Here is a 23,125-nt window from a genome sequence, read left to right as displayed (position 1 = left end):
ATGGAAAACATGAAAACCATACAAATCAATTTACCCGATGACGTACTTGCCCGCTTTGAAAAAGTTGCCGCACAACGGGGCGCGGATTATACCAGCGTCAACTCAGATGAAGTAAAGGGTAAAGATGCCTTATTTACTGATTTAATTGTGCTAGGTTTAGACGACTTAGCCGCAGGGGAGGAATTCTACCCTGATGATGTAGAAACTGAATAAGTCAGTTATTAAAAAAGGGCGAACGATTTCGCCCTTTATTTTAAGCGTTAGAAAATTTGCTTTGTCATTAGGATTTTTATGAGCGATGACGAAATTCTCAATACGGCTGGAATACGACGAGAATGGATGTTACGACAAGAAGGCTTACAAGAAGAAGCTCAAACGATTTTACGACTACTGCTCGAAAAACGTTTTGCCCACGTTCCGCCATGGGTTGCAGAAAAGTTGCAACAAGCGACAAAATCACAACTTGAAAACTGGACACTGCGCATTTTAGACGCGCAACACATCGAACAAATTTTTGATGTATAAAAGACCCAAAACACACATTACACTTTACCAAAAACAATCAATATAATTACTTACGAAAAGCACGAACCGTCTTTTTTCGTGTTTTTCGTGTCTTTCGTGGTTCAAAAGCAAGTTTGTCGAACCCCTTTATCTCCACAAACAACAATAACGCAAGGCTCTCGTATGACAACAAAAAAATACGTTTACGCATTTACCGAAGGCGATGGCAAAAACAAAAAATTACTTGGTGGCAAAGGCGCGAACCTCTGCGAAATGACCCAAATCGGCTTAAATGTTCCCCCAGGTTTTGTCATTACCACAGAAACCTGCTTAACCTATTTAGATAATCCACAACGCATTCTCCCGCCTGAGGTTATTAACGAAGTTAAACAACACATCCAAGCCTTAGAACAAACCACTAAAAAAGGCTTTGGTAATCCAGACAATCCCCTGCTTGTTTCCGTCCGCTCTGGCTCTGCTATCTCCATGCCAGGGATGATGGATACCATTTTAAACCTAGGTCTAAATTCCCAAACCTTACAAGGCTTAATTAAACAAACTGATAATGAACGTTTTGGCTATGACGCTTACCGCCGTTTTATCCAACTATTTGGAAAAGTCGCGCTTGGTGTTGCCGATGAACACTTTGATAAACACCTAGACGCAATTAAACGCCGTGCTGCGGTTAAAGACGACGTGAGCTTAAGCGCGAGAGACTTAAAAGAAGTCTGCGCCTTATTCTTACAAGTCGTACAAGAAAAAACTGGGCGACCCTTTCCTGAAGATGTATTTGAACAATTAGAAATTGCCATTAAAGCCGTGTTTAACTCATGGCTAGGAAAACGCGCGATTGACTACCGTCGTCAATTCAATATCACCCCCGAACAAGCCAACGGCACCGCCGTGAACGTCGTCGCTATGGTCTTTGGCAACATGGGCAACGACAGCGCGACAGGGGTCGGCTTTACCCGCAATCCAGGTACGGGCGAAAACCAAATGTATGGCGAATATCTCGTCAATGCACAAGGCGAGGACGTAGTCGCAGGGATACGCACCCCCAAACCTGTGCAAGACATGGCAAACGAAATGCCCGCGCTGTACGCCCAACTGGTCGAACTCAGCCACAAACTCGAAAGCCACTACCACGAAGTCCAAGATTACGAATACACCATTGAAAAAGGCGTGTTGTACTGCTTACAAACTCGTAACGGCAAAATGAATGCGACCGCCTTAGTCCGCACCTCCGTTGAAATGGAAAAAGAAGGCTTAATCAGCAAAGAACAAGCCCTACTCCGCGTCAATCCTGAACACTTAGAACAACTATTACACCCCCGTTTAGACCCCGACAGCACCACGCACGCCGTCGCGCAAGGCATTCCCGCCTCCCCTGGTGCAGCGGTTGGCAAATGCGTTTTTGACGCTGATCAAGCCGAATTATTAGGCAAATCAGGGGAAAAAATTATTTTAGTGCGCGAAGAAACCAAGCCCGAAGACATTCACGGCTTTTTCGCCGCCCAAGGGATTTTAACCAGTCGCGGTGGAAAAACCTCACACGCTGCCGTTGTCGCCCGTAGCATGGGCAAAGCCTGCGTTGCAGGTGCGGAAAATATTCACGTCGACAGCAAATTGCGCCAAGCGATTATTGGCGATAACGTCATTCAAGAAGGCGATATCATCACCATCGACGGCTCTACGGGCAAAGTCTATTTAGGCGCAATTCCCACCATTCCGCCCAAATTCTCCCAAGAATTAAAAATCTTGCTCGGTTGGGCGGATGAAATCGCCCGCTTGAAAGTCATGGCAAACGCCGATACACCCGAAGCCGCCAACAAAGCCGTTGAATACGGCGCGATGGGTATCGGTTTATGTCGTACTGAACGCATGTTTAACGCGGCTGACCGCCTGCCCATCGTGGTTGAAATGATTCTTGCGCAAACCCCACAAGAACGAAAAACTGCGCTTGACCAACTTTTACCAATTCAACGCGCTGACTTTACTGAAATCTTCAAAGTTCTTGCCCCACATCCTGTCACCGTGCGCTTGCTTGACCCACCGATGCACGAATTTCTACCGACTGAGCGCGAATTATTGGACGAAATCGCCCATTTACGTGAACTTTATGCCATCTCCAAAGGTGTAGAACATTTAGCCAGTGCCTCACGTTTCATGCGTGACCGCGAAGGCGGGGCATTAAAAACTATTCCCGCGCCCTTTGACAGCATTAACGCTAATTTAGTCAGCGATGCGATTAGCAAAAAAGAACAAATGTTACGCAAAGCCCGCGAGTTGCACGAAGTCAACCCCATGCTAGGACATCGGGGTGTGCGTTTAGGGATTACTTATCCTGAAATTTACGCCATGCAAATCCGTGCGATTTTTGAAGCCATTGCGGTTTGTCAAAAGGATAAAGTCGCGGTTAATGTTGAAATCATGGTGCCACAAGTTGCGACCGCGCAAGAACTTACCCACGTGAAAAAGCTCATTGATGGTATTCGCACACAGGTGGAAGCTGAACAAAATGTAACCTTACAATTTAAGTTCGGCACGATGATTGAAGTTGTTCGTGCATGTATGCGGGCAGGGAGTTTGGCAGAGTTAGCCGAATTCTTCTCATTTGGTACGAATGATTTAACGCAAGCAACATTCTCATTTTCACGCGAAGATGCAGAAAATAAATTCTTGCCTGACTACACCAATTTAGGCGTTTTACAAGATAACCCGTTTGAAGTTTTAGACGTAAAAGGGGTAGGACAATTGATGGCGATGACGGTAGAACGCGGACGGAAAACCCGCCCCAATATGAAAATTGGGATTTGTGGGGAACAAGGCGGACATCCTGAATCTATCCGTTTCTGCCACTATGTCGGTTTAGATTATGTCTCTTGCTCCGCACCCCGTGTGCCAATTGCGCGTTTAGCAGCAGCACAAGCGAAGTTGTTAGAGCAAAAGTATCAGATTGAGTGGTAAATCCCTTCATCTCGTTCCCGCGCTCCCGCGCGGGAATGCATGTTGCGTCACATTAATCATGTGAGTCTGATGATGTTTAATACATTAAAGCCTATGCGTTTTGTATTTGCTTTATTGAAAAATTTTTTACTTTTCTTATACTTATTATCTATACTGATAAGCATAATGTTCGTTTTTTATATATATACCGTTTTTTTGCCACATCTTCCAACTATCAAAGAAACATATAACGCAATACCTGAACAGCAAAAAATTTTTCTTACTTCTCATCAAGACATTTTTTTATGCAGAAAAAACAGTAAATCACTTTCAATTCCTGTTGCAAAATCTCTAGTGAAACAATTCTTATGGACAAATAAGATGAAACTAGCAGAGTGGCACATTCAATTTTTTCTTTGGAATTACCTTATAAAATGGTCATTGAGTGAAAACGAAATTCTTATTTTATATTTTCACTATGAGTTACTACTTAATCAAAATAATAATATGGAAATTTTAGCAAGGGATTTATTTAACAAAGAATTAAATACACTCACAATCAATGAAACGACTGTTCTTTTCTGTACTATGAAAAGAATTGCAGGACGAAAATATCCTTGTTCGCTTTGTATAGAACCTATCGGAAACTCTTAAAAGAAAGCAAGATAAGTAATTATTTTTTAATCAGTAAATGTGGCAAATATAACTCATGTGGTCTAAAACTGGTCTATCTCCGCAATTACCTCAACCTGAGTTTGGCGAGTTTTATAAAGTAAAACAGAGACCTGCTAGGTTTTGAAAACCTAGCAGGTTTGTTGGAACACACGAATCGGATTGACCAGACAAGATGAAAAGATTGTTTGAATCAGGATTTTCAGAATTAACAGAATTTAAACCCCTTAAACCAAAAAACTAACTTGAGTAACCTGAGTTCGGCGAGTTTCTTTTAAAAAGACAACAGTTTGTCTGAATCAGGATTTTCAGGATTAAAAGATTGTCTGAATCAGAATTTTCAGAATTAACAGAATTTTCAGAATTAAAAAGACAAGAAAATTAAAAGAATAAAAAATTATGTTTTTAATTCTGCTAATTCTGAAAATTCTGTGAATTCTGTGAATTCTGATTCAGACAAAAAAAGACCTGCTAGGTTTTAAAAACCTAGCAGGTATCTGTTTTATTTTATAAATATCGCCGAACTCAGGTTTGAGTAAATCTTTTTAATTCTGCTAATTCTGCTAATTCTGCTAATTCTGAAAATTCTGTTAATTCTGATTCAGACAAAAAAAACCTGCTAGATTTTGAAAATCTAGCAGGTTTTATATTTAACATGCTGAATAATAAAATTATCAGTTTGTTAATTTTTTATACAGATTCTTTCGGGGGGACATAGCCCTCTGGTGGTTTTACTTCGCCGCTAAATAAAAAGCGTTCCATTTCTTCTTCTAACATCTTACGCGCTTGTGGATCTACAGGGGACAAGCGGTATTCGTTAATTAACATCGTTTGGTGTCTTAACCATAATTGCCATGCTTCTTGTGAGGTATGGTTAAAAATCCGTTTGCCTAATTCACCAGGATAAGGCGGGACTTTTAACCCTTCGGCTTCCTTACCTAATTTTGCACAAAAAACGGTGCGTGTCATAGTAACAATGCTCCTGTCGTTTTCGCTAATTGTTTTAAAAATTTTACCACAGGCGTGGCAAGCCCTATAGTGGGTGGGTTATACAAATCGTACCAGCAGGTATGCAAAAGTGATATGGTCGGTGGTGTTTGATTAATCAGTAGATATAGGGGCGTAATCTCTAAATGAAAATGGGTAAAGGTGTGTTTGAGGTTAGTTCCTTGCTTTATTTGATAGTTGTCTAGTTGTAGCTGGGTTTTCATCCATGTTTCTACTTCTTTTAGTTGTGTGCATTCAGGAAATGCCCATAAACCACCCCAGATGCCTGTTTGTGGTCGTTGTTGGAGTAAGACGCATCCGTCAGGACGTTGAATAATTAAAAAGATCGTGTTTTTCGTCGGTAAGGTTTTGCTGGGTTTGCGAACTGGGTAAGCCGTTGGATTACCTTGTTGATAGGCGAGACAGTCTGCTTGTACGGGGCAGGTTTGACAAGCGGGTTTTGTCCGTGTGCAAACGGTCGCGCCTAAGTCCATGATGGCTTGGGTATAGTTTGCAACTTGGATATTTGGGGTGTGTTGTTCTGCTAGTTGCCAGAGTTGGGCGATGGTTTGGCTATCGGTTGGGGGATTGGGTATCGCGTGGTAGCGACAGAGTACCCTTTTTACATTGCCGTCAAGAATGGTTTGCCGTTGTCCTTGGGAGAGTGCCAGAATTGCGCCTGCCGTTGAGCGACCAATTCCTGATAGAGCTTGCATGGCTTCTAGTGTGTTGGGGAATTCGCCTTGATAGTGTTCGCAGAGGGTTTGGGCGGTTTTGTGTAGATGGCGAGCGCGGGCGTAGTAGCCAAGTCCTGTCCAGTGGTGTAGCACTTCGTCTAGTGGTGCATTGGCTAGGTCGTGTATGGTTGGGAAACGTTGCATAAAGCGTTCGTAGTAGGGAATCACGGTTGTAACTTGGGTTTGTTGTAACATGATTTCGGAAACCCACACTCGGTAAGCGGTGGGGTTTTGTTGCCATGCTAAATTTTTGCGTCCTGCTTGTTCAAACCAAGCTAGTAGGTGTTGGCTAAAGGTGTCGTGCGGGTGCATAAGGTTGAGTGGAATATGTTAAGAATTAGAAGTCTTTCCATTCGCTATTTTTTGTTGCGTGTGGGTGTAAATCTTTTTGCATCGCTCGATGTTGTGTTGATGGGGTTTTAGGTTTTGTGGTGGTGGGGGTAGGCGTTTGTGTCGGTGGTGATGTAAGGGTTTTTGCAACTTTGAAAAAGCTGACTTGTTGTTTTAAGGCGCGTACTTGTTCCATCAGTGATTGACTGGTTGAGGTGGATTCTTCTACCAGTGAGGCATTTTGTTGGGTCATTTCGTCCATTTGGCTCACTGCTTTGTTGACTTGATGAATACCTGCGGATTGTTCTTGGCTGGCGGCTGATATTTCGGCAATGATGTCGCTGACTTTTTTAACCGCGTTGACAATATCGGTGAGGGTTTCGCCTGATTGGTTGACTAAACGCCCGCCTTCTGTGACTTTAACAACGCTATCGCGGATTAAGGCTTTTATTTCTTTTGCGGCCGCCGCGCTGCGTTGGGCAAGGTTACGTACTTCAGTTGCAACAACCGCAAATCCGCGTCCTTGTTCGCCTGCACGGGCGGCTTCTACGGCAGCATTTAGGGCTAATAGGTTGGTTTGGAAAGCGATATCATCAATAACGCCAATAATGTCGGTAATTTGTTGGCTACTTTGATTAATCGCATTCATGGCTTTAATTGCTTCGCCGACAACTTCTCCGCCAAGTTCCGCTTTTTGACGGGCAACGGTTGCTAATTGGGTTGCTTGATAGGCGTTGTCTGCATTTTGTTGGACAGTGCTTGTCATTTCTTCCATGCTGGCGGCGGTTTCTTCTAATGAGGCGGCTTGTTGTTCTGTGCGTTGGCTTAAGCTTATTGTGCCTTCGGAGAGTTCTTCAGTGGCTTTGTTTACCGTGTCTGCGCTGGTGCGTATCATGCAGATGACATCTGTTAATTTTTGTACGGTTGCATTTGCATCTGTGCGTAGTTGTGCAAATGCGCCTACATAGTTGGTTTGTACGCTTTGGGTTAAATCTCCTTTCGCAAGGGCGGCAAAAACGCGCATGGTGTCTTGTACAGCTTGTTGATTGACCGTGATAATTTGGTTTAAGCTCTCGCTGACGATTTTTAGAAATCCTGTTTTACCTTCTAAATTAATGCGTTGTTGAAAATCGCCTTGTGTTGCTGCATGAATGACGGCATTAATTTCTTGTTCCATTAGTAATTGTTCAGTGATGTTGTTAAATTCGGCGACTGTGCCTAAACGTTTGCCTTGTGTGTTGATAACAGGGGTTAAGTAGGTGTCTAAACGGGTTTCGCCCATTGTTAGGGTAAATCGATGACTGCTGATTAATGCGGCTTCTAATGCGCGTTGTTTTTCGGGGTCGTGGTAAAAAATATCGATGGGTTGTCCTACTAAGTTTTCCGCATTAAAAGATTGAAAATAAGGGTCTTTCCGAATACGTTGGGTTTCTTGGGTAAATAGTCGGGTAGCAGCGTGGTTGCTGTAAATCAGTTTGTAATGGTTATCGGCAATTAAAACGGCTGTTGTAACATTATCTAAAGCACTGGTAATGCGTAAGGCTTCTTCAGCGATTCTTTTATCTTTTGTGATGCGTTCTTGTAGTTGTTGTTGCATATGGGCGAGTGCTCGAGAGAGTTGCCCAATTTCATTTTCATGTGTGATTTTAATTTGATTGTCTAATTTTCCGTTGGCAATGTGGTCAGCAACTGTGATGGCATTGGATAAGCCTTGTATGACCCGTCGGCTTAACGTTAGCATCAGCGGAATAAGTAAACATAGGGTAATAAAGACGGTTGCAATAATACTGATGCGGCTGCGTAATAAAATTTTTTCTAAAACTGTTGTCTCTTCTTGTGCTAGTACTTTATAAAATCGGTCTAATTGGTCTAGGGCGGTTAATGCAGGGGTATCGTCAACTTTTACAGTAGCATCAATGTCGGCAATAGACTGTTCTGCTTGCCCCATTTCAATGACAATTTGTAAATTTTGTTGATATGCGTTTGCAACTTTTTGAACTTCTTCTAAAAACTTTAATTCGTCTGGGGTTACATCGGGTAATTGTCTATACTGTGTCAGGATTGTTTGTAATTTGTTAAAAGATTCGTTAAACCCTGTCACATATTTTGTCTGTTTGCGTAACACTAAATTTTTAAAATGATGAATCATTCCCCCATAGCCTAAGTGGGTACGAATTTCTTCTAAATAATACATACGTTGTGCAACATAAGTTTGAAAATGATTCCACTGTTCATTAACATTGCCCGTTTCCCGATAAGTAATTCCCGCAATGAGCAGAAAGATGATGATGAGTAAGAACAAGACGCTGCTAAATTGTGTTTTAATCGTTTTAAAATAGGCAAGGGAAAACATAAGGCTATCCTCATCATATGGCGGTTATTCAGAATAAAGAGTAGTCATCAATCGTTCAATGACGGGTTATCATAATACGTGTGGAGCTGCTTCTCTTCATCTATTGATGTATCGCTAGCTTTGCAATTATTCAATCGTACAAACTATAGGTTAAATGCAACGTCTTCAACGTCAGGCATAACATATGATGAAACCACAACTTTCCCCAATTGATAAATTAATCAATAGTTTTGATAAAGGTTTGCGAACTGTTTTTGCTGAACCGCAAGGAACACATCGTAAAAATCCAGCGCGACAAGTTGAGGAAACCAGCTTAAGCGATGCAGATAAGCAATTATCTATCCGTTTAATGCGGGTGAATCATGCAGGAGAAATCGCTGCACAAGCTTTATATCAAGGGCAAGCCTTGACCGCTCACGCTCAACAAGTTCGTGACAGTATGCATCAGTCCGCTGTTGAGGAAAATGATCATTTATTGTGGTGTGAAAAGCGTATTCAGGCATTAGGCGGTAATACCAGTGTTTTAAATCCACTTTGGTATATTGGTTCGTTTACTATTGGTGCTGTTGCGGGTGCTGTTGGGGATAAATGGAGTCTGGGTTTTGTTGCTGAAACTGAAAAACAGGTGATTGCGCATTTAGACGAGCATTTGCAAGCATTGCCACCAGATGATCAGAAAAGTCGTGCCATTTTGGAACAGATGAAACAAGATGAAGCGCATCATGCAACGATTGCATTAGAAGCAGGTGGCGTGCCTTTACCCATGCCAGTGCGTATGGTAATGAAAGTTACCGCTAAAATAATGACAAGCACAGCTTATTGGGTGTAAATCAGTTATGACTAAAGCGATTTTTGGCGTACTGTGCTTGCTTAGTCTTTTAACGGCGTGCAGTCGTGCGATTTATGGCGTGCCTGCGGAACAGTGGGAACAGATGAGCGAAACAGAACGCCAAGTTACGATTGACCGCTTTGAACGACAAGAAGCTATCAATGCGCAAACACGTGCTCAAGCAGAGGCAACACGAAAAGCGGTAGAAAAAGCCCGCGCAGAAGCAAAAGAGTTTGAAAGACAATGTATTGAGTCAAAAGAACAGACTGAAGAAGAATGTCGTAAGCTAACGCGCACCCGTTTTGGACGCATTTTTTAACTTTCTCACTGTTGCACTGACTGCTTGCTATCATGATGCGTTTTTTTACTCGAATGTATTACAGCGTGGCGATGTTGCGCCATCATCGCCATTTGCTTGCGCAAGTGAATAACGCGCCTAAAAAAATCAGTCGTGTTACTGATATTTCTCCGCAACAATTGCATGAACAAGGCATTAATGTGCTGGTTTTAGATTTTGATGGCGTTCTTGCCGCTCATGGTGAACATCATCCCAATCAAGGCTTAAGCCTATGGTTAGATGAATGTGTTAAAGTTTTCGGCGCAGACCATATATTTATTTTATCTAATAAACCGTTACCGAGTCGTATTGCATATTTTCAACAACATCATTTTGGTGTGCGTTGTATTAAAGAAGTGCGTAAAAAGCCTTATCCTGATGGATTAGAAATGATTATGCAGTTAACGGGGCAACCTGCAACCTGCATTATGTTAGTGGATGACCGACTGTTAACGGGTGTACTTGCTGCCTGCATTGCACAAGTACAGGTTGCTTATATCTCTAAGCCTTATGTCAATTTAAAAAAACGTCCTATTCAAGAACTCTTTTTTATTGGCTTGCGTGTCGCTGAACGACGCTTGATTAAATGGTTTAGCCATTTATAAATTATTTAAAAATAACGTATTAAATCGTTTCTTATCACCTGTTTTAATCCCTTCCCATTCTCTAAAACGCTAATTTTCTCATCATCATAATGCTAACTATTAGGTGAGAATCCTGACACTATGACACAATGATAGAGACAAGATTTTTATGTTTTAGACGTAAAAATAACCCCAGTTCTGCGAGTTTCTTTTAAAAAGACAACAGCTTGTCTGAATCAGGATTTTCAGAATTAACAGAATTTAAAATCCTTAAACCAAGAAATTAATGCGAATCACGCTTTTTAATCCTGCTAATTCTGAAAATTCGGTGAACTCTGATTCAGACAAAAAAAGACCTACTAAGTTTTGAAAACCTAGTAGGTCTCTATTTTGTTTTATAAATCTCGTAAAACTCAGGTTAAAAATCAGATGATAGATACTTGTGTCATCATCTTGCTGTAAAAATAGCCGTTCAAAAAAAGGTAAGACTAAAGTTATGACAAAACGCCCCACGCCACTCATGCGTCCGCCACTTTCTAACCGCAGTGATGTTTCCCAAGGGCGAGAAGCATGGCGAATCCTACAAATTATGTCAGAATTTTTGGAGGGATTTGAGCAATTATCTGATGTTGTTCCCGCAGTCACGTTATTCGGTTCAGCACGTTTTCCCCCTGAACATCCTTACTGTCAGATGGCAGAAGAGATTGCGAAATCGCTATCGGATGCTGGATTTGCCATTATTAGTGGGGGAGGGCCTGGAATTATGGAGGCTGCCAATAAAGGCGCGTTTGCGGGACATTCTCCCAGTATTGGCTTAAATATCACCTTACCTCACGAACAGAAAGCGAATAGTTACCAAGATATTGCCCTTAATTTTCGCCACTTTTTTGCACGCAAAGTGATGTTTGTGCGCTACTCTTCTGCTTATGTTGTGCTTCCTGGTGGATTTGGCACGCTCGATGAGCTTGCCGAAGTGTTGACCCTTGTACAAACGCATAAAATTCCAAGTATCCCCATTATTCTTGTTTGTCGTGAATATTGGCAAGGTCTGATTGATTGGATGCATAATACGCTGATAGTACATAGAACCATTTCGCCAGAGGATATGAATCTCATCACTATTGTGGATAGTGCGGAGATGGTGGTTAAAACAATTTTTGATTACTACGAAAAACGTGCAGAAAAAGCCGAAACAGTAACCGATTTATTCAATTTATAGACGATAGGGATATTATGATGCGTAAGATAAACTATTTATTCCTTCTCCTGCTCTGTTTGTCGGGAGTGGTTCATGCTGATAAAGATGCGCCTAGTCCTCCTAATATTCTCAGCAACTCCAAAACACCCACAGAAGCAATGCCTCCTGTCAATAATGACCAGCCTATCGAGCGTATAGAGCCAGAAGTAACAATTATTCGTCAAGCTGAGAAAACTATTCAAGAATACCGTGTTAATGGACAATTGACGATGGTCAAAGTTACCCCGCAAGTAGGGCCTGCTTACTACCTACTTGATATGGATGGGGATGGTGTACTAGAAACAAATCGTTTTGCACTTGATGAAAATAATCATCTCAATCAATGGATTTTATTCTCTTGGTAAATCATGCACCGCCTGATAAACACCTGTATTCACGCCTGACAACTTGAGGATTTATGTCGAAACTCATTTACAACAAAATAACCATGATAGCCCCCGCACAAATTGCCAACTTTGGCGGATTGTTTGACCGTGCAGGCAAACTTTGCCGTCGCCCTCCGCTGGGTGCATATGACGCAGAAGGTGGGCCTGGTAATTGGATGCAAATAGAACGTTTATCAGGTAAAAAAGGGCTTATTGAACTCGATATTCTAGTGCGTAAATGTGATGCAGATGGTTTTTGGGATGACCCTGTGACATTTAGCCAATTGTTAGATGAAATCAATCGCCATCCAGAAAAAGACGTTGTGCGCTTATTGACCCAAGCCACTTGTCAACAAATTGCAACGTTAAGCGAAAGACCCATTGAAGATGGTTTCCGCATTACCATCATTATCCATACACCCAATGGGCAAACAGGGTTAGGATTAGGCGGTAGTGCCTCTAGTGCAGCCATTGTTATCGGTATTGATGCCTTATATGGTTCTCCCATTGCGGATAGTTCAGATGGACAACGTCGCTTACTCCGTTTAGCTGCGGAAGGTGAACGGATTGCAGCAGGGCGAATTTTCTTCGATAACGTCGCCCCCCTCGTGGTGAAAGGGGATTTAATTTATATTCCGCCCAGTGTTGGTGATAGCCCCAATGTCCTCGCGCTCAACTGCCCGCCTAATTTGCATGTTGTTACAATTACGCCTGATTTTGCAATCAGCACTTCACACATGACGGCTGTGTTAAAAGATAAAACCGTCGGTTGGCAAGTCGCAGAGTCTGCGGGAGACCATAAGATGGAAGTGATGCGTGCGCTGATGAGTCAAGATTTAGGCTTATTATTGAAACATGCAACCAATACCATTATTGAGCCTATCCGTGGGCAGCATATCAAGGGCTATAGCACTGCAAAACAAGTTGTACAGGCTTTAAATGCAGATAATCCTGAAAGCCCACGTTATGCCCTCGGGATTAGTGGCTCAGGCCCTACAATGTATGTGATGACGGGGTCAATGGAGGAGGCAAACCACGCAGGTTATGAAATTCATAAAGCCTTAAATGAACGGGAACAAGTTTATAGTTGGTGGTTCTGTCACAGTGTCAATCCAAACGGTGCAGAAGTGATTGGGCGTGAAAGCCATTAAGTATAGTAAACGTATCATAAACGTGAGTTCGGCGAGATTTATAAAATAAAACAGATACCTGCTAGGTTTTGAAAACCTAGCAGGTCTGTCGGAACACGTGAAAAGGTTTCACCAGACAAGATTAAAACCTTGTCTGAATCAGGATTTTCAGGATTTAAAACCCTTAAACCAAGAAATTAATGCGAATCACGCTTTTTAATTCTGCTAATTCTGAAAATTCTGTGAATTCTGATTCAGACAAGCTGTTGTCTTTTTAAAATAAACTCGCAGAACTCAGATTATCATAAAGTGATTTAAATTTAGGACTGCCAGTCCTCGGCATCTCCTGAAAATCCTGTGAATCCCGATTCAGACAAAAAAAAGACCTGCTAGGTTTTCAAAACCTAACAGGTCTTAATTTTTCTGCATGGGCGGATGTTTAAGCAGGATGGTGATGGCTCACATTTTCAATAATGGCTAATTCTTGAGAGTTTAATAATTTATCAATATCAAGAAGAATCACCATTTTTTCACCAACAGTGGCGAGTCCTTTTACAAATTCGATGCTGATAACACTGCCAAAATCAGGAGGCGGTTTAATATCACTTTCAGCAATATCGTACACATCAGAAACGGCATCGACCACAATGCCCATGGTGCGTTCTCGTCCTGAGGATAAGACCTTAAGCACAACGACAACTGTCATTAAGCCATATTCTTGACGTTCTAAACCAAACCGCAGGCGTAAGTCTATGATAGGAACAATAAGCCCACGTAAGTTGATAACACCACAAATATAGTTAGGTGTATTAGGAATACTGGTTACTTTTGTCCAGCCTTTGATTTCTTGCACGCGAAGAATATCAACGGCATATTCTTCTGTAGCAAGAACGAAAGTTAAATATTTATTAATAACCTGCTTTTTTTCTTCGTTCATGTCATCAGTTCCTGCGTGATGCGTGGGCGAATTCGGGGGAAGGCTGTTTGCTGATGAAAAAGGCGTATCAGTCCTGCAATATCAATGATAAGGGCAACACTCCCATTACCAAGTATGGTTGCACCAGAAACACCTTCCACTTGTTTGTAATTACTTTCTAGGCTTTTGATGACAATTTGTTGTTGCGAAAGTAATTCGTCAACGAAAAGTCCAATTTTTTGTCCTTCTCCTTCTACAATGACTAATAAGCCTTTGTCTAAATCTGTAATATCCGTTTGAATATTAAAAAGTGAGTAGAGGCGAACAATGGGAATATAGTCATCACGGAGTTTATAAACTTCGGCTTGTCCTGCAAGACTACTCACCAGTTTTTTATTGATATGTAGCGATTCAATAATGGAAAGCAGGGAGAGGATATAAATTTCTTGCCCAACTTTCACCAGTTGTCCATCCAGAATAGCGAGGGTGAGCGGTAAACGAATGGTGAATATAGTGCCTTTGTTTTGTTCCGAGCGGATATCAATGCTACCGCCTAACATGCGAATATTGCGTCGAACCACATCCATCCCCACACCACGCCCTGAAACATCATTAATCTGGTCGCTGGTAGAAAGCCCTGGGTGAAAAATAAATTCATAGAGTTCTTCTGCTGTTGGGGTTTCTTTAGGGTCTATCAATCCTAGTTTTATCGCTTTTTGATGGATTTTTTTCAGGTCAAAGCCTGCTCCATCATCGCTGATTTGAATGATAATATTGCCACTTTGGTGATAGGCATGTAGGTGTAGAATGCCTGTTTCAGGTTTGCCAAGTTCCAGCCGTTGAGCAGGAGATTCTATGCCGTGGTCTAGGGCGTTGCGGACAAGGTGAACCAGTGGGTCATTCATTTTTTCAAGAACCGTTTTATCAAGTTCTGTATTTTCGCCTGAGAGTTTAAGTTCTACTTTTTTATTCAGTTGTACGCTCAGGTCATGCACCAAACGGGGAAAGCGATTAAAAGAATAACTGATAGGTAACATGCGAATGCGCATGACACTTTCTTGTAGTTCGCGGGTGTTACGTTCTAATTGAGTCAGTCCATCGCGCAATTGGGTGAGTTTAGAGGGGTCAAAATTCTCTCCAATTTGATCAAGCATAGATTGGGTTATTACTAATTCTCCCACCATATTGATAAGTGCATCAATTTTGTCGATGCTGACACGGATTGAATTATCATTGCCTGATGCGTTACGAGTGTTATCGCGGTTTTTCTTTTTTTCAATGGGAAACTCTTCAAGCTCTTCAGGGTCTAAATTGGGTAGATTAATCGCTTGCGAGGTATTAGTGTCTGCTTGCGGTAGCTGGTTTAGATTGCTAGAAACCGCCTCAAGCTCGTCGATAAGTTTAATGACTGGCTCTGTTTTTTGTACGACAGATACTGCTTCTATATCATTGGTCGTTATAGAAGATTCATCACTGCTTTGTCCCCTATCGCTTGCACTTGATGTTGTTGCAGAGGAAAGCGCGTCGAGTGCTGTAATTTCCAGATAACAATCACCTTCTACCCATTCGAAAATTTCATCGATAGCCGTGCGAGGAATATCACCGTAGAGTGTTAATGTCCAACTTAGATAACATTGTTTAGGGTCTAGGTTTACAAAGGGCGGTAATTGTTCAGTATTAACCTGTATTTCAATGCGCCCAAGTGTTGCAAGTTCACGAAAAAGATTAACAGGATCATTACCTGTTTTCAGTAAGTCTGAATGCGGTTTAAAAACAATGCGCCAGCCTTTTATCTGAGGGGATGTTTTATTTTCGGTGACAATAGGCGCGACAACGGATGTTGTTAAGAGAGATGAAGCGGGCGGGGCGGTGTTTTCTGCTTCTACTATTGTTGCTTCTATGTTGCTAAGGGTTGGGACAATTATTGGTTGAGGCACTTTCAACATAGTTTCTAAACTCAGTTGAGCCTCTTGAATAGCTTGTAAATCCGTTTCGTTATAACTGATATTTTCTTTTAAGCGGGTGAGCATCATACGCAGGATGTCAACCGCTTGTAGTAAAACATCTATTGTTTCTTGAGTTACCCAACGTTGATTAGTACGTAAGCTATCAAGTAACGTTTCTGCCGTGTGAGCAAACTGTACAACTTGTTCAAATTTAAAAATACCCGCGCCACCTTTAATCGAATGCGCCACGCGGAAAATACTATTAATTAACTCCGTATCAACAATACCAATATCTAAATCGAGTAAGTTTGCTTCCATGGTGTCGAGACTTTCAAAGCTTTCCTCGAAAAATAATTGGCGTACTTCTGTCATGTCTATTGCCATGATATTTATCCCAACACTTTACGAATTGCCGCTAGCAGTTTATCAGGGTCAAAAGGCTTATTAATCCAACCTGTTGCCCCGCTGGTTTTTGCGAGTAATTTTTTTTCAGGGTCTGTTTCTGTGGTTAATAATAAAATGGGTTTGAATTGATAAGCAGGAAGTGTGCGTAATTCTCGCACTAATGCTAACCCATCTAGTTTAGGCATATTGATGTCGGTAATAACTAAATCAAATGGATGTTCTTTCGCAAGCGCGAGAGCCTGTTCGCCATCATCTGCCTCAGTCACGCTATAACGCGCTTGCGTTAGCGTAAATGCGAGCATTTGCCGCATCGATGTAGAATCATCACTGATGAGTATTTGCGTTATTTTCATGTAACCGTATAACTAATAATTGATGAAAAATAATAAATCACTTGCTTTAGGCTGATGGCATATCATACAGACTATTTTTACGAATTGCCTTCCCCTTGGTATGGGTGAGAACACAAGGCATTTAAAGGTATTTCATTAAATAATGATAAAAGCATTTATTTAAAATAAATCCTATAGTTACTGCATATTAAATGTGAACATCATGACTCATAAAATGCAAAAAAATATTGTGCATATTACGTGCTAATTTCTCTGGGTCTAGTGTTTTATACTGTTTATTCATACATTATAATGAGAATTTATGAAGTGGCAGAATTGTGTAACATATATTGTTATCAATAATTTTATGGCTTATTTATCTTGTAGATACAAACTACCTGCCAATTTGAATTTTTTGAGGAGAATAATAAATGTCTAGTGTCAATAAAGTAATTTTGGTGGGTCGTTTAGGCAATGATCCTGAAGTACGTTATAGTGCTTCTGGCTCTGCGATGGCAAATATTAGTTTAGCAACCAGTGAACAGTGGAAAGATAAACAATCAGGGCAAAAGCAGGAAAAGACAGAATGGCATCGTGTAGTATTTTTTGAACGTCTAGCCGAAATTGTGGGCGAATATCTGCGTAAAGGCTCTTTGATTTATGTAGAAGGCAAATTACAAACCCGTAAATGGCAAGATAATAACGGTCAAGAACGTTATACCACTGAAATTGTGGCGCGAGAAATGACCATGTTAGGAAGTAATAACCGTAATAATGAAGGATATTCTGCGGATTATGGTCAAGGACAAGGCAATAATAGTAATTATGCACCACCGCCACCACCCGCAATGCAATCCAACACCCCACCCCGTGCAAACCCTGCGCCCGCTACTAACCGCACGCCACAACCCGCCGCAACGAACAATAATCCGCCCCCTAGCGATTTCGATGACGACATTCCCTTCTAAAAAGGTCTTGAGTATATAATCCGCTTCAAAATAATAGATAGAATGTCAAAACAAATAGGGCAGATAAGTGATTACTTACCTGCCCTATCTATTTCCTACATTCAAATAAGACGCAATAACAACTTATTTTTGCTCAGTGCTTGTTGTCGCAGGGGCTTCGGGGGCTGGCTGAATTGCTAAAGAAGTAGCAGGCTGTACCACTGTTTTTGAATTAGGAGATACCGTTAATTCTTTCACAGGGTTAACAGCACTTGGGTCTTTTAAAAATTCACGCAAGCTTGGGATACCTTCATCCATTAAATCGCAAGAATGAAGTGCTGTTTCCTCACAAGAAACACAGTTAAAAATGTCCATCAGCACATTTTGCATAGGCGGTCTGAAATTATCAGGTAAACGATAAACCCGAATTAACAAAGCTTCGCTTGCTTGTTGCAAGGTTTCCTTTTTCGCCTTACAAGCAGTTTTATCAGCCTCTGCCCGTAAAGCTGTCATGTCCCGTCCTTGTTTAGTGAGCGCAACTAACTCATCTACAATGCTATTTGCCTCAGTTATCGCCGCTTCATCAGATTTCGCCAAACTGATACTGCTATGTAAAACCAACAAACTACTTAAAAGAACAGAAAAGTAAAAACGCATTACTGAATAACTCCTATAAAGAAAATGGAATTTTTGGTTGAATAAATAGACAATATGAGATTTCACTCATTATATATCTTTTGTAAATAAGAATCGTTAGAATAATCAATAGGTGTTGTCACCTAATCATAAATAATAAATTTAAATACAGGGAGCAGTGCTAGCGCTTATGTTTCAATCTAAAAAAATCAATGGGTTTTCCTGTCTATTGTTAGCCTATGTTGGGTTAGTGACAGGATGTAGCCAACTAAGTGATGTTAAAGAAGCCAATTTACAACCAGCACCTTTAGACTTATCTATTCAACAAGATGACTTAAAGACAGAACTTATTAATTTTCAACAAAGTAAATTAGTTGACCCTGTCGGTGCTTTCTCCTTTTCCTATGACACTGTTGTCAGCACTTTAGCGGAACAATCTGTTTCTATTGCTTATTTAGACGTATTACAACAATCAGGCACTAAAAATAGTTTCTCTTATGACAAAGTCGTCGAAATTTTTGTCGACACCTTAGGACAAATGGCAGAAGCGGAAGAAGATGATACTCAACTTTTAGAATCTGCTGATAATCCTATTTCTTACGAACAAGCCCGTTATTTACCGCTTAAAACTCGTATGAATTTAGTGCTTGCACAGGCAAATAAAGCATTAGGGACGCGCTACCGTTTTGGTGGTAAAAATCTCAGCGGTTTTGATTGCAGTGGCTTAGTCTATTACGCACACAGCAAAATCGGTATTTCTCTACCCCGAACTGCACATGATCAATATCTTGCCTCGTTACCTGTGAAAGGCGAAAATTTACAACCAGGTGACTTAGTTTTCTTTAAAACCTCTCGTGCTAAACGAATTAGTCATGTTGGCATTTATGTCGGCAATAATCGCTTTATCCATGCCCCTTCCCGTGGTAAACGGGTGACTGTGGACAGCCTAGCTAGCGGTTACTATGCAAAACGCTTTGTCAGAGGCGGGCGCGTAGTTCTCGGCTAAACAACTATCAAAGCGGGGGAAAAACAACACAGAATGTTTTTAATAGGGCTTGTGTAATAACATCAAGGTCACAATATTGGCAAACACTCGAAAAAGAAATTTTTTAGACTGTATCTAAATCAGATTAAATTGGATACAATGACTCAATAATAGATGTTATTACAGTGCTTGGAAAAATCCCTTATTTTTTAAGGTTTTTCCTGATTTTTACCTATCATCAAACGATAATCAAGGAGTTTGAACAATGACAGTTTTAGTTGGACACGCCGCCCCAGACTTTACTGCTGCCGCTATTTTAGGCAATGGTCAAATCGTTGAAGATTTCAACTTATCCGCCACCATCAAAGGCAAACCTGCCGTTATTTTCTTCTACCCCTTAGATTTTACCTTCGTTTGCCCAACCGAATTAATTGCATTTGACAAACGTTTAGAAGAATTCAAAAAACGCAATGTCGAAGTCATTGGTGTTTCTATCGACTCTCATTTCAGCCATTTAGCATGGCGCAACACCCCAGTCGAAAAAGGCGGCATTGGGCCTGTGAAATACACCTTAGTGGCTGATATCAATCACAGCATCGTTAAAAACTACGGTATTGAAGCTGCTGGTGGTGTTGCTTATCGCGCTTCTTTCTTAATTAACAAAGAAGGCAAAGTCGTGCACCAAGTTGTCAACGATTTACCCTTAGGACGTAACGTTGATGAAATGTTACGCATGGTTGATGCCTTACAATTCTTCGAAGAAAACGGTGAAGTTTGCCCTGCTGGTTGGAAAAAAGGGGAAGTTGGCATGAAAGGCTCACCCGAAGGCGTTGCCGCTTATTTAAGCAAAAATGTTGAGGCCTTATAAGCAAATCTTTTTGTTTGAATTAAGATTTTTAGGATTAAAAATCTGCTTATTCGTACAAAAATGATTAAGTAATTTTAGGACTGGTAATCTTTCAAAGACTGCCAGTCCTTTTATTTTTTCTTCATCAGGATAAGGAAAAAAAAGCAATAGCCGAAGCGTAGGAATTGGTAAGAGTGAATCTTAAATTTTCTGTCTGCATTTATCCGCGCGTTTGCTCATGCCAAGTTTTTCATAAAGTGCAATCGCTTGTTGCCAATAGTCGCGGGCGGTGTCGGGGTGATTTTGGGCAGTGTGCAATTCGGCAAAGGCTTCTAGGGTTTCGGCGATACCTTCTTGATTGGCAATTTTTTTAAATTGTTGTTGTGCTTGCTCAAAGTAATTCTGTGCACTGGCATATTCGCCTGTTTGTATTGCGAGTAATCCTAACATTTTGAGGCTATCAGTTTGTCCAACAGGTTCATGAATCGCTTGATAAATGCATTGTGCATCTTTAATTAACTTTTCAGCTCGTTCAAGTTCAGTTTGTTTTAAACATACTTCACCTAAACCTAGAAGGCAGTTCGCCTCACCGATTTTCTCGCCAATCAGACGGAAAGTGGACAGAGTTTGTTCATACAGTCTCCGTGCTTCCTCTAACTCCGATAAACGTAGATACACATCGCCCAAACTTCTCAGACACTGTGTCTCACCGCGTTTAGCACCAATCAGACGGTAAATGAGCAGGGCTTGTTCATACAGTCCCTGCGTTTCCACGAGCTCCGATAAACTTAGATGTGCATCGCCTAAACCTTGAAGACAGTTCGCCTCACCGAGTTTCGCGCCAATGAGATGGAAAATGGACAAGGCTTGTTCATACAGTCCTTGTGCTTTCCCTAACTCTGATAAACGTAGATGTATATCACCTAGTCTTTTCAGGCAGTTTGCCTCACCAAGTTTCTTGCCAATCTGGCGAAAAATGGGCAGGGCTTGCTCATACTGTCCCCGCGCTTCCCTTAGCTCTGATAAATTTAGATGCACATTGCCTAATCGCCAAAGGCAGTTCGCTTTTAAATAGTCTCTTGTTTCTAATGTTAAGTTGATTTGTTGCAACTTTGTCTTTGCATCAAAAGGACGGGAATATATAGAATCAATAACTCCTTCCCAATATAAAACTGTATGCTTTCCTAAAGTATTTAATCGGTTATCATCAATATGTTCATGCAAAGTACGCGTTAAAACTTCTATTTTATCGTAGGCAAAATTAGGAGGGTTGTTCCATTTGCGTGCTGTTTCATATAACTCATCCACCCCAATTTCTGGCTCTGCAATCACTTGATGATAAAGCGTTTCAATTCGCCATGTAGTCGATTCTTGGTCTTGTTGTTGGCAATACTGAAAAGCACGCTGGCTGATTTCACGATAATTATCAGGATTTTCTTTCCATAATTTATCCAATAATAAAAGGCGAGTTTTTTCATGGACATTAAAAAAACTATCTTTAGGATAGGCTTCAATAAAAGAAAGTTGGGTTAATTCTTGAAATTCTGCTTCTGTTAAAGAATCTGCTAAGAGGGCATTTAAAAAATGCTTATCAAAAAAATGTGGAATGGCGGCTGCTTCAACTGCGGCGCGGATTTTAGGCGATAATTGCGCAAGACTGAATTCCAAAAGCAAAGCAGGGCGTTCTGATTCATCCGCCGCTTGCACACGAGTTAAAAACTCTAAATATTTGTTATCCATATTTTTTAAACTCGTGGGAAAGATTCAATAAATTTTTTAATGTCAGCAGGGCGACCTTGAAATGCCCCACAAATTCCTGCTAAATAAGAATGTGGCTCAATGCCATCAGGAAAACGTCGTTTCATTTCCGTTACCACAGGCAACCAATGTTCGGCTTCTTTTACCCCATATAAATCATACAAATCACAACAATCTGTCCACTCGCTACAGGTTTCTACATTCGGCACACTTTGCCCCGCCATCACCAAGCGCAACGCAGGCAAGCGCACCATTCGCGTTAATAGCCGATGTAAAAAATTTTGCATTTCTTCGATACTTTTATCATAAGTATCTATTATAAATAACAAAGGCTTATCCACGCTTTTCATATCCTGCAACCACGCATCTGTTAAATGCGCTTGTCGGTCTTTACGCTCTTCAGGACTACCGATATTAATCACCTGTTGAATAATATTGCCATTGCCTTCAATTTCATTATTATCAATTTTGCCAATGACTTGTGGGCTTAAACTAGCGAGTTGTTGTCGAAACGCGCCGAGTCGTTCCCAGCCTAACTTATCAATTAATAAGGAAAAAATATCAACAACTCGAATTTCAGCATCTGCGCAATTCACAACGATTTTATGCACGGAGTCAGGAACTTGTCGCCGACAAGCCTTTAATAATGTTGACTTTCCACTGCCTGACTCTCCCCGATAAAACACAATTCGCTTTTCACATTGGGCTTGCCACAGCGCGGAAAAGGCTTGGCGTTCTTTGTAATAATTCGCCATTGTTTCTGTCATAGTTTGTTTACTCGCCTAATTTATTTTTATTTCCTTCTATCTCATTGTCGTCGACTTTTCCAGCGTTGCTTGTTTTTAATGTATTCCCATCACCCTTGATTTTATTACGACTAATGCTAGAAGTTGCTTGTTCATGTGCGGTTAATCCGCCTTCTAACCCTTTTTTGCTGGCTTTGAAATTTGCCGAGCTAATACGGTCTTTTAAGAGAAAAACAACAGCAACAGCAATGACAACAACACCAAGCACAATAGCAACAATCACTGTATCACTCATGATAACCTCGCATAATCATAGAAAAATATTCACAAATTATAGATAAAAAGCAGTGTAAAAAAGGGACATTAAGTATATGGCTTATTCTCCTTTTTTTCACGGTAAATATAGATAAAATGCTATTGTTTTAACTGTATTTTGCTTGCTGAGTATATATGTTTATGGTTTTAGGCGTTTGAGTCTTAGCCAAGCAGTGTTTTGGTAACAAGAAAAAATTTAACTTGTTTTAAAAAGCTGTCAGACTTTTATTTTATTTAGATAACTATATATTTATTAATGA

General features: G+C 40.9%; 23 protein-coding genes. 13 read left to right on the top strand and 10 right to left on the bottom strand.

What is annotated here, in order from left to right:
- Window positions 1-9: 9 nt before the first annotated feature.
- The 4 genes from BEGALDRAFT_RS07725 to BEGALDRAFT_RS07710 all read left to right on the top strand — a co-directional run bounded on the left by BEGALDRAFT_RS07725 (window position 10) and on the right by BEGALDRAFT_RS07710 (window position 4,104).
- Window positions 10-213, top strand: coding sequence for a hypothetical protein (locus BEGALDRAFT_RS07725; RefSeq protein WP_002685398.1), 204 nt, complete (start codon window positions 10-12; stop codon window positions 211-213).
- A gap of 78 nt (window positions 214-291) precedes the next feature.
- On the top strand, window positions 292-525 hold the full coding sequence (locus BEGALDRAFT_RS07720) for a DUF4351 domain-containing protein (protein ID WP_050978424.1): 234 nt from the start codon (window positions 292-294) through the stop codon (window positions 523-525).
- A gap of 162 nt (window positions 526-687) precedes the next feature.
- Window positions 688-3,471 carry a pyruvate, phosphate dikinase gene (gene ppdK / locus BEGALDRAFT_RS07715; protein WP_002685397.1) on the top strand — a complete coding sequence of 928 codons (2,784 nt, stop codon included), beginning with the start codon at window positions 688-690 and terminating at the stop codon, window positions 3,469-3,471.
- 39 nt (window positions 3,472-3,510) lie between these two features.
- Window positions 3,511-4,104 (top strand): hypothetical protein, encoded by a 594-nt coding sequence (locus tag BEGALDRAFT_RS07710; RefSeq protein ID WP_157237563.1) that lies wholly within the window; start codon window positions 3,511-3,513, stop codon window positions 4,102-4,104.
- Between the two features lie 708 nt (window positions 4,105-4,812).
- Here BEGALDRAFT_RS07710 and BEGALDRAFT_RS07705 read toward each other — a convergent pair.
- From BEGALDRAFT_RS07705 to BEGALDRAFT_RS07695, 3 genes are read right to left on the bottom strand one after another with little or no spacing between them, the layout of a single operon-like run.
- A complete protein-coding gene (locus BEGALDRAFT_RS07705) occupies window positions 4,813-5,091 on the bottom strand; it encodes an oxidative damage protection protein (RefSeq protein ID WP_002685392.1) in 279 nt (92 codons plus the stop codon).
- Window positions 5,088-6,158 (bottom strand): A/G-specific adenine glycosylase, encoded by a 1,071-nt coding sequence (gene mutY, locus BEGALDRAFT_RS07700; protein WP_002685390.1) that lies wholly within the window; start codon window positions 6,156-6,158, stop codon window positions 5,088-5,090. Before mutY ends, BEGALDRAFT_RS07705 begins: the two co-directional genes overlap by 4 nt.
- 25 nt (window positions 6,159-6,183) lie before the next feature.
- Window positions 6,184-8,529 carry a methyl-accepting chemotaxis protein gene (locus BEGALDRAFT_RS07695; protein WP_002685388.1) on the bottom strand — a complete coding sequence of 782 codons (2,346 nt, stop codon included), beginning with the start codon at window positions 8,527-8,529 and terminating at the stop codon, window positions 6,184-6,186.
- Window positions 8,530-8,713: 184 nt separating this feature from the next.
- Between BEGALDRAFT_RS07695 and coq7 the strand changes: the two genes are divergently transcribed.
- From coq7 to BEGALDRAFT_RS07660, 6 genes are all read left to right on the top strand, one after another.
- Window positions 8,714-9,358: a 2-polyprenyl-3-methyl-6-methoxy-1,4-benzoquinone monooxygenase gene (coq7, locus tag BEGALDRAFT_RS07690; RefSeq protein ID WP_002685386.1), complete on the top strand. Its 645-nt coding sequence runs from the start codon at window positions 8,714-8,716 to the stop codon at window positions 9,356-9,358.
- Window positions 9,359-9,365: 7 nt separating this feature from the next.
- Entirely contained in the window at window positions 9,366-9,677 is a 312-nt protein-coding gene (locus tag BEGALDRAFT_RS07685) for a hypothetical protein (RefSeq protein WP_002685384.1), read from the top strand.
- Window positions 9,678-9,709: 32 nt separating this feature from the next.
- On the top strand, window positions 9,710-10,300 hold the full coding sequence (locus BEGALDRAFT_RS07680; RefSeq protein WP_002685382.1) for a YqeG family HAD IIIA-type phosphatase: 591 nt from the start codon (window positions 9,710-9,712) through the stop codon (window positions 10,298-10,300).
- Window positions 10,301-10,775: 475 nt separating this feature from the next.
- Window positions 10,776-11,498, top strand: a complete 723-nt coding sequence (locus tag BEGALDRAFT_RS07670) for an LOG family protein (RefSeq protein WP_002685380.1) — start codon at window positions 10,776-10,778, stop codon at window positions 11,496-11,498.
- A 14-nt stretch (window positions 11,499-11,512) separates the two neighbouring features.
- Complete coding sequence (locus tag BEGALDRAFT_RS07665) at window positions 11,513-11,881, top strand: DUF2782 domain-containing protein (RefSeq protein ID WP_002685378.1); 369 nt, start codon at window positions 11,513-11,515, stop codon at window positions 11,879-11,881.
- Window positions 11,882-11,934: 53 nt separating this feature from the next.
- Entirely contained in the window at window positions 11,935-13,053 is a 1,119-nt protein-coding gene (locus BEGALDRAFT_RS07660) for a homoserine kinase (protein ID WP_002685376.1), read from the top strand.
- 418 nt (window positions 13,054-13,471) lie between these two features.
- On the opposite strand, the gene BEGALDRAFT_RS07655 is transcribed toward BEGALDRAFT_RS07660, so the two are convergent.
- The 3 genes from BEGALDRAFT_RS07655 to BEGALDRAFT_RS07645 are packed head-to-tail and all read right to left on the bottom strand — an operon-like array spanning window position 13,472 to window position 16,652.
- A complete protein-coding gene (locus tag BEGALDRAFT_RS07655) occupies window positions 13,472-13,969 on the bottom strand; it encodes a chemotaxis protein CheW (protein ID WP_002685374.1) in 498 nt (165 codons plus the stop codon).
- Window positions 13,966-16,278, bottom strand: coding sequence for a chemotaxis protein CheA (locus tag BEGALDRAFT_RS07650; protein WP_002685372.1), 2,313 nt, complete (start codon window positions 16,276-16,278; stop codon window positions 13,966-13,968). Before BEGALDRAFT_RS07650 ends, BEGALDRAFT_RS07655 begins: the two co-directional genes overlap by 4 nt.
- Before the next feature lie 5 nt (window positions 16,279-16,283).
- Window positions 16,284-16,652 carry a response regulator gene (locus BEGALDRAFT_RS07645; RefSeq protein WP_002685370.1) on the bottom strand — a complete coding sequence of 123 codons (369 nt, stop codon included), beginning with the start codon at window positions 16,650-16,652 and terminating at the stop codon, window positions 16,284-16,286.
- 410 nt (window positions 16,653-17,062) lie between these two features.
- Between BEGALDRAFT_RS07645 and ssb the strand changes: the two genes are divergently transcribed.
- Window positions 17,063-17,599, top strand: coding sequence for a single-stranded DNA-binding protein (ssb, locus tag BEGALDRAFT_RS07640; RefSeq protein ID WP_002685368.1), 537 nt, complete (start codon window positions 17,063-17,065; stop codon window positions 17,597-17,599).
- 123 nt (window positions 17,600-17,722) lie between these two features.
- Here ssb and BEGALDRAFT_RS07635 read toward each other — a convergent pair whose 3' ends face one another.
- Window positions 17,723-18,235 carry a hypothetical protein gene (locus tag BEGALDRAFT_RS07635; RefSeq protein ID WP_002685366.1) on the bottom strand — a complete coding sequence of 171 codons (513 nt, stop codon included), beginning with the start codon at window positions 18,233-18,235 and terminating at the stop codon, window positions 17,723-17,725.
- Window positions 18,236-18,404: 169 nt separating this feature from the next.
- Here BEGALDRAFT_RS07635 and BEGALDRAFT_RS18110 point away from each other — a divergent pair, with 169 nt between their 5' ends.
- The gene (locus BEGALDRAFT_RS18110; RefSeq protein WP_002685364.1) at window positions 18,405-19,220 is read left to right on the top strand and encodes a C40 family peptidase; all 816 of its coding nucleotides are present in this window, start codon (window positions 18,405-18,407) and stop codon (window positions 19,218-19,220) included.
- 244 nt (window positions 19,221-19,464) lie between these two features.
- Window positions 19,465-20,067 (top strand): peroxiredoxin, encoded by a 603-nt coding sequence (locus BEGALDRAFT_RS07625; RefSeq protein ID WP_002685360.1) that lies wholly within the window; start codon window positions 19,465-19,467, stop codon window positions 20,065-20,067.
- Between the two features lie 180 nt (window positions 20,068-20,247).
- Here the strand turns inward: BEGALDRAFT_RS07625 and BEGALDRAFT_RS07620 are convergent, their stop codons facing one another.
- From BEGALDRAFT_RS07620 to BEGALDRAFT_RS07610, 3 genes are read right to left on the bottom strand one after another with little or no spacing between them, the layout of a single operon-like run.
- Window positions 20,248-21,786 (bottom strand): tetratricopeptide repeat protein, encoded by a 1,539-nt coding sequence (locus BEGALDRAFT_RS07620; protein ID WP_002685358.1) that lies wholly within the window; start codon window positions 21,784-21,786, stop codon window positions 20,248-20,250.
- Window positions 21,787-21,791: 5 nt separating this feature from the next.
- Entirely contained in the window at window positions 21,792-22,571 is a 780-nt protein-coding gene (locus tag BEGALDRAFT_RS07615) for an AAA family ATPase (protein ID WP_002685356.1), read from the bottom strand.
- Between the two features lie 7 nt (window positions 22,572-22,578).
- Window positions 22,579-22,845, bottom strand: a complete 267-nt coding sequence (locus BEGALDRAFT_RS07610; protein WP_002685354.1) for a hypothetical protein — start codon at window positions 22,843-22,845, stop codon at window positions 22,579-22,581.
- Between the last annotated feature and the right edge of the window lie 280 nt (window positions 22,846-23,125).

The organism is Beggiatoa alba B18LD (assembly GCF_000245015.1).
GTDB lineage: Bacteria > Pseudomonadota > Gammaproteobacteria > Beggiatoales > Beggiatoaceae > Beggiatoa > Beggiatoa alba.
This window is presented reverse-complemented; position numbering and strand designations above follow the sequence as displayed.